This window comes from Gammaproteobacteria bacterium, assembly GCA_013001575.1.
In the GTDB taxonomy this organism is placed as follows: Bacteria; Pseudomonadota; Gammaproteobacteria; order Steroidobacterales; family JABDMI01; genus JABDMI01.
On sequence record JABDMI010000126.1, the window covers coordinates 1 to 5,709 of the forward strand.

The 5,709-nt window shown below is 49.1% G+C and carries 7 protein-coding genes; all 7 read left to right on the forward strand.

Going from position 1 to position 5,709, the window contains the following annotated elements:
- Window positions 1-38 precede the first annotated feature (38 nt).
- Window positions 39-1,343, forward strand: coding sequence for a DUF3422 domain-containing protein (locus tag HKN88_09865; GenBank protein NNC98363.1), 1,305 nt, complete (start codon window positions 39-41; stop codon window positions 1,341-1,343).
- Window positions 1,344-1,355: 12 nt separating this feature from the next.
- The gene (locus tag HKN88_09870; GenBank protein ID NNC98364.1) at window positions 1,356-2,114 is read left to right on the forward strand and encodes a sulfite exporter TauE/SafE family protein; all 759 of its coding nucleotides are present in this window, start codon (window positions 1,356-1,358) and stop codon (window positions 2,112-2,114) included.
- Window positions 2,115-2,126: 12 nt separating this feature from the next.
- Window positions 2,127-3,326: a molybdopterin molybdotransferase MoeA gene (locus tag HKN88_09875; protein ID NNC98365.1), complete on the forward strand. Its 1,200-nt coding sequence runs from the start codon at window positions 2,127-2,129 to the stop codon at window positions 3,324-3,326.
- Between the two features lie 23 nt (window positions 3,327-3,349).
- Window positions 3,350-4,387 carry a GTP 3',8-cyclase MoaA gene (moaA, locus tag HKN88_09880; protein NNC98366.1) on the forward strand — a complete coding sequence of 346 codons (1,038 nt, stop codon included), beginning with the start codon at window positions 3,350-3,352 and terminating at the stop codon, window positions 4,385-4,387.
- Complete coding sequence (gene moaC, locus HKN88_09885) at window positions 4,384-4,875, forward strand: cyclic pyranopterin monophosphate synthase MoaC (protein ID NNC98367.1); 492 nt, start codon at window positions 4,384-4,386, stop codon at window positions 4,873-4,875. Before moaA ends, moaC begins: the two co-directional genes overlap by 4 nt.
- 2 nt (window positions 4,876-4,877) lie before the next feature.
- Window positions 4,878-5,471 (forward strand): molybdenum cofactor guanylyltransferase, encoded by a 594-nt coding sequence (locus tag HKN88_09890; protein ID NNC98368.1) that lies wholly within the window; start codon window positions 4,878-4,880, stop codon window positions 5,469-5,471.
- Window positions 5,468-5,709 (forward strand): MoaD/ThiS family protein (locus HKN88_09895; protein ID NNC98369.1); only part of this gene is annotated, 242 nt, incomplete at its 3' end. The genes HKN88_09890 and HKN88_09895, both read left to right, overlap by 4 nt.

Genomic DNA, 5,709 nt, shown 5'->3' on the forward strand with positions numbered 1-5,709 from the left:
TTTTTCAGCGCAAAATACTCATGACGGTGTAATCAGACGTGAATAATCTAGCGACCAAACTGACCAGGCATCCTTTACGCGAGCAGTTGTATGCCGAGATCCATGCTCGCCCGTTCCCTTTGATCACGGGTTCCGTCGATGTATTACACCTGGCTTTACTCACTTCTCAAAGTGAAGCCGCACAACAACTGGAAATGCTTGCCAACCTGGCCGAAACCTCGCAGCAGCCAGCACCCGCAAAAAATGCGAACAGTTTTTACGCCAACATGCCGGCTTATGAGCTGCGCTGGGAAAAGCATCAGGAGTTTTGCACCATTACCCTGATAACACCCGGCACTACAGATTTACCATTCAATCGAGACCTGACCGGATCACTGGATGCGCAGTGGCTGGATGTAATCCCCGGACAATTGCTGGTGCGGCTGAATTTACGTTTCGAACGAAGCGCTCAACAGCCCGATAGCCGGCAGATCACGAAATTCTTTGATGACTCACAATTGTATGGCAGCAGTATTGTGGATGGCAAAGCCAGTATGTGGAGCAGTTTTCGCCTGCATCACGACGACGCTGCAAGAATACTGGTGTATGACCAGGGCTTGAGTGATTATCAGGCTGGCCGCACCCTGCAACGTATTATCGAAATAGAAACCTATCGCATCTTAACGCTCTTGGCCTTGCCCTACGCGCGCAGCCTGATCCCGAAAATTTCCGATACTGGCAATGCGCTGACCAGGCTGATAAAAAAAATGCAGATTCAGGAATCGCAATACGAGCTCGATGAACAGGAGCTGCTTGAAAATTTATCGGTACACGCCGCCAAAGTTGAAGACTTCAGGGCAAGTACTGCACACCGCTTTGCCGCCACCAGCGCCTATAACCAGATCGTGTTACAACGCTTAAGTGACCTCAGGGAACAATCCTGGCCTGGCTTCTCATCCTGGAAAAAAATGCTCGAACGGCGTCTGGTTCCCGCCGTGAATACCTGTGTATCAATTGAGGGACAATTACAAAATCTCTCGGAACAGGCAGAACGTGCCAATAACCTGTTACGCACCCGGGTTGATATCAAGATCGAAGAACAAAACCAGAGCTTGTTACAATCCTTGAATCGGAGAAGTCGTTTGCAATTACGTTTGCAACAGACCGTGGAAGGATTATCAGTGGTCGCAATCAGTTATTATGTGGTTGGACTGATCAAGGCGATTGCCGAGGGTGCTAATAAATCCGGGCTATCGGCAGACCCGGCGATTGTTGCAGCCATAGCGGTTTTACCGGTATTGGGAATCACCAGCTGGCTGGTTAGACGCATCAAACATACCATTAACCAAGACGATAATGACTAAGCACAGCATGGCATGAAAATTCTTGCGTTACTGTTTTTTCTGACAGCGATAATCTATTCCTCGGTCGGCTTCGGCGGTGGATCAACCTATACCGCAATTCTGGTTTTATTCGACATAGACTATCGCCACATTCCGGTTATTTCCTTATGCTGCAATATTATTGTTGTGACCACTGGTTCGGTCTTTTATCTGCGCCAGGGCTTACTGGACAAAAAACTGCTGGGGGGCTTGATCACGTTTTCCATCCCCATGGCATTTATCGGTGGCAGCATGCCGATATCCGAAATGGTTTTTGTATTGATCCTGGGACTGGCCTTGCTGATCGCGTCGATCTTGTTGTTCATCAAACCCTTTGAGGATTCCAACGTAAAGCGTTCGATAAACTACTGGCAAACCGGAATACTGATCGGGGCGCCCGTTGGCTTGCTTGCCGGGATAACCGGTATTGGCGGCGGTATTTTTCTTGCACCGATCCTGCATCTGCGCGCTTTGGCCAAGACCCGAACCATTGCCGCAACCGCTTGCATGTTCATTCTGGTGAATTCCCTGGCCGGACTCATGGGTCAACTGGTCAAGCTCGGTTCAAACCTGGATCAAAGTTTTGACATGCTAGTTTCACTGTTGGCTTTACCGTTTGCGGTGTTGATTGGTGGTCTCATAGGAAACCGAATTGCGCTAAAATACTTTAACGCAATGCAGTTACGTCGCATGACCGCCTTATTGGTATTTATTGTTGCAATTCGCTTATTGGTCCGCTTCATCAATTATTAATCGCACCCGCTCATGATCACAGTCAGTACAGCTGTACAACTTATCCAGGAACAAACACCGCAAATCGATTGCGAAGAGCTAGGCTTTAAGCATCTGGACGGTCGCGTATTGGCCGAAGACATTCTCGCCAAACGTCCGCAACCGCCTTTTGACCGGGTCACCATGGATGGCATTGCAATAAACAGCGATGACTGGAAAGCTATGCAGCCGGAATTTACCCTCCAGGCCACCCAGTTTGCCGGTGAAGCGGCAATCACACTGAAGGCAGGTTTTTGTATCGAGATCATGACCGGAGCGGTTGTACCGCTTAATGCCGATTGTGTGATACCGATTGAGCAACTGGATAAAACCGAAACGGGATACAGAATCAAGGATGCGTTCAATTCCAGAAAACATGTTGCTCCCGGGTCAAACATTCATTATCAAGGCAGCGATCATCTTGAAAATGCGGTACTGATCCCGGTCAATACCAAACTCAAAGCCAGTCATATAGCCTGTTTAGTATCCGCGGGCTACGCGCAAGCCAAAGTCAAGATCCAGCCAAAGATCGCCGTGGTGATGACCGGTGATGAACTGGTCAAAGCAGGAGAACCGATCAAGGATCACCAGATCTATGCCAGTAATGGTACGGCTCTCACCAGTTTGTTAAAGATGCATCACTACACCAGAGTGAATGAATTTATTCTGGGCGATGACGCAAAAGTTTTAACAACCGCTCTGCAAGCCATTCTTAAGCAGCACGATTTCGTGATCACTACCGGTGGTGTCTCCATGGGGCAAAAAGATCAATTACCGCAGGTCTTCAAGGATCTGGGCGTCACCTGTCACTTCCACACCGTGGCACAAAAACCGGGCAAGCCCATGTGGTACGGCACCCACAATAAAACCCAGGTATTTGGTTTGCCGGGTAATCCGGTTTCGGCCATGATCACGGCAAGACGCTATATTCTTACGGCCCTGGATAATGTTAATGGGCTAAAACGGCGCACCCAAATGGTCCGTTTGAGTGAAGATATAAATTTCAAACCTGCTCTGACCTATTTTCTACCGGTCAAGATACTCTACGACCAAGAAGCTCGCTATGCCGAACCCGTGGCATTCAACACCTCGGGAGACACCGTCAGCCTGACCCGCAGTGATGGTTTTGTGGAGTTGGATGCAAACACTGTCCAGTTTAATGCCGGCGATATTGTGAGATTCTTCCCGTGGTGAAGGATCATATACTGTCGCAGGATATTGGCATAGTGTCTGCACAGTCAGAGCTGCGCGACCATTATCAACGGCCTTTGACCGACCTGCGTATCTCGGTGACCGACCGGTGTAATTTGCGTTGCACCTATTGCATGCCCAAAAAACCCAATGGCGAACGTTACAACTTTCTACCTAAGGAAGACTTGTTAAGTTTTAACGAGATCACACGTGTGGTCAATGTTCTGGCGCAAAAAGGCTTGCAAAAAATTCGCATAACCGGTGGCGAACCTTTGTTACGCAAAGATCTGGATCAACTGATCGCTAGCATTAAAAGCATAGACGGCATCAAGGAAGTGGCACTCACCACGAATGGCGTGTTCTTGTCGGAACAGATCGATGCCTTGGTGGATGCCGGCCTGGATCGTGTGACCTTGAGTCTGGATGCCATCGACCAGGATCTTTTGAACCGCATCAGCGGGCGTACCGTCGACCTGGAAAAAGTATACGCAGGACTGGATGCAACATTACAAAAAGACTTGAAGCTTAAAGTCAACACAGTCATCCAGCGTGGCGTGAATGATGACCACTTTATGCATGTGCTGCAACGCTTTCGCGGAACCGCCGTGGAAGTTCGCCTGATCGAGTTCATGGATGTTGGCGGACTCAATCAGTGGCAACTGGACAAAGTGGTGCCATCCAGGGAACTGATACAAAAAATTGAACAAAAGTGGCCACTGGAAATGCTGGGACGTCAGCAAAGCTCCGATGTTGCCAATCGCTATCGTTATGCCGACGGGCAAGGCACGTTGGGTTTTATCTCTTCGATCTCGCAACCATTTTGTGGACACTGTTCACGCGCCCGATTATCCTCGGAAGGTATTTTGTACACCTGTTTGTTTGCCAATACCGGATTGTTGATACGCGATAAATTACGCGATGGCTTGAGCGATGACGAGTTACAAGAATTATTGACCCAGCACTGGCAACAACGCCGCGACCGCTACAGTGAAGAACGCATGACAAAACCCGGGCGTGCACATGCGGAGTCTGAGAAAATAGAAATGTTTTACATAGGTGGATAAACATGTTGGAGAAAAAGACTCTTAGTCATATTGACAGTAAAGGCCAAGCGAGCATGGTTGACGTATCGGGCAAAACCGCCACGCAACGCAGCGCCAGCGCACAAGCGCGGGTCGTTTTTCCTCAAGACGTTTACCAACAACTGCTTGAAACATCAGGGCAGACGGCCAAAGGCTCTATTATTGATACCGCCGTCATCGCCGGGGTCATGGCGGCAAAAAAAACCCATGAACTCATCCCGTTCTGTCACCCGCTCGCTCTGGATAACTGCAAACTGGATATCCGCTTTGGCGATAACGAGAGTGTTGAAATACGCTGTACGGCTAAAGTGACCCACAAAACCGGGGTGGAAATGGAAGCCCTGACCGGCGCCGCGGTTGCGGCCTTGACCATTTATGACATGTGCAAGGCTCTGTCGCATGACATCGTGATCGAAAATATTTGCCTGCTGTCAAAAACCGGTGGCAAAAGTGATTTTCAAAAAGGTTAAGCATGACAACACCTGACGCCAACAACAATGTGATCGGTCTGGTGCTGGCCGGCGGGCAAAGCACCCGCATGGGCGAAGACAAGGCCCTGATCGATTACCATGGCAAGACTCAGCTGGAGTCCAGCGTCGAACTGTTAAGCGAATTTTGCCCGGAAGTGTTTGTATCAGTCAGTCAGGCAAATCAAAATGAGGAGACCCGACAGCAATTCCCGACCTTGGTAGACGACCCGGATGTGCAGGGACCTTTAGCCGGTATCATCAGTGCTTTTAGACAATTTCCCAATCAGACCTTTTTGGTGGTGGCCTGCGACTTGCCTTTATTAAATCGGGAGACTTTACAATACTTACTCTCGCAACGCGATCCTGGCAAACAGGCAACCGCTTTTATAAGTGAATTCGACGGCTTGCCGGAACCCCTGTGTGCGATCTGGGAACCTGACATCGTGGCAAATATTCAGGCAGCGATAGAGAATGGCAAATCATGTCCCAGAAAAGTATTACTCAATTCAGACATCCAATTAATTGCCCTGCCGTATCAACATGCGCTGGATAACATTAATACCCCCGACGAAAGAGACGCGCTAAGTCAATCATGATCACAGTAACCGTTGAATACTACGCCGAGCTGCGTGAACAAGCCACTAAAGACACCGAAGTTCTAAAGCTGGAGCACAGCGATGCTACGCGTTTGTACACCGATCTAAAGGAACAATATCAGTTTCATTCCGAGTGGCAAAAACTCCGACTCGCAGTGAATCATGAACTGGTAAATTGGGATCTATCCCTGGTTGATGGCGATGTGGTGGTGTTTATCCCGAAAGTGGCAGGTGGTTG

Excerpts from the sequence above, each read along its gene's own strand:
- HKN88_09870 (NNC98364.1), top strand. The coding sequence starts at position 1,356 with ATGAAAATTCTTGCGTTACTGTTTTTTCTGACAGCGATAATCTATTCC.
- HKN88_09875 (NNC98365.1), top strand. The coding sequence starts at position 2,127 with ATGATCACAGTCAGTACAGCTGTACAACTTATCCAGGAACAAACACCG.
- HKN88_09890 (NNC98368.1), top strand. The coding sequence starts at position 4,878 with ATGACAACACCTGACGCCAACAACAATGTGATCGGTCTGGTGCTGGCC.